General features: G+C 59.0%; 1 protein-coding gene. It reads left to right on the forward strand.

Annotated features, from left to right (window positions below; translation table 11 throughout):
• Window positions 1–56: 56 nt before the first annotated feature.
• Complete coding sequence (locus DVH23_RS23220) at window positions 57–1,049, forward strand: transposase (protein WP_114579698.1); 993 nt, start codon at window positions 57–59, stop codon at window positions 1,047–1,049.
• Window positions 1,050–1,070: the final 21 nt, after the last annotated feature.

Raw genomic sequence — 1,070 nt, forward strand, 5'->3', positions numbered from 1 at the left:
CGAGGGTGTCATAGAACGATTACCACACCAAAGAGCAGGGTGAATGCTGAGGTGGTATGCACTCAGCGACCCTGCAAGAGAACCATTCGATAGACTCGTTCTTTAATGTCGCGGAGACAGCGACGTTAGCGCTGTTCAAGCACCTTTCCTTCGAGTTTCTCGACGAGTTCAATGTGTTCGCCCCGGCGGAGACGGGGCGAACACGAGAGCACGAACCACCCGAGATGATGCGTGGATTCCTCCACTGTTACTACCACGATATCTACGGAATTCGTCCGGTTGCACGGGAGCTTCAGGACACGTTCGTCTGGCTCAGCTGTGGCTTCGATCGACCGCCGTCCAGAGACGCGGTCGATCGCTTCCTCACCGACCTCGAACACGTCGTCGACGATGTCTTCGACCACCTCGTCGAGCAGGCCGCTCGCCGCGGCCTGCTCGACTTGACCTACTCGATCGATTCGACGGACGTGAGAGCGATGCCCGCCGATCAAGATGCGTCAAAATGCTACGATCCAACCACCGAAGAGTACTACCACGGCTACGGCTGCACGATCGTCTCGACCGGGCAAAAGATCCCGATCGCAGCGGAGTTCACCGAGAGTAAGCAAGCACCAGAGAAGACGGCGATGCGCGTCACACGTGACGCGCTCGCCGTCGCCCAGCCGATCTGGATGCTCGGTGACAGCGCCTACGACACGCTTGACTGGCACGACTACCTGCTGACCGCAGGAGTCGTGCCAGTCGCCCCGTACAACGCGCGAAACACCGATGATCCGCTCGATATCGAGTACAGGGTCGAAGACCGGATCACCGAACACAGTGCGGATATTCAGCTGAATCAATCGACCCTAGACGAGACGTATACCCGCCGGACGGGAGTTGAGCGTACCAACGAGGCAGTCAAGAACTGCGGCCTCGGGCGCACTCACGCCCGAGGCCGCGTCCACGCACGAGTACAGGTGTTTCTTGCGCTCTGCCTTCGCCTCGTCGTCGCAATCACCAACGAGGAACGCGGAGACAATCCGGGGAGCACGATCATTACGGTGTGAGAACTCTTCTATGACACCCTC

The organism is Saliphagus sp. LR7, assembly GCF_003344565.1.
Lineage (GTDB): Archaea > Halobacteriota > Halobacteria > Halobacteriales > Natrialbaceae > Saliphagus > Saliphagus infecundisoli.

Excerpts from the sequence above, each read along its gene's own strand:
- DVH23_RS23220 (WP_114579698.1), top strand. The coding sequence starts at position 57 with ATGCACTCAGCGACCCTGCAAGAGAACCATTCGATAGACTCGTTCTTT.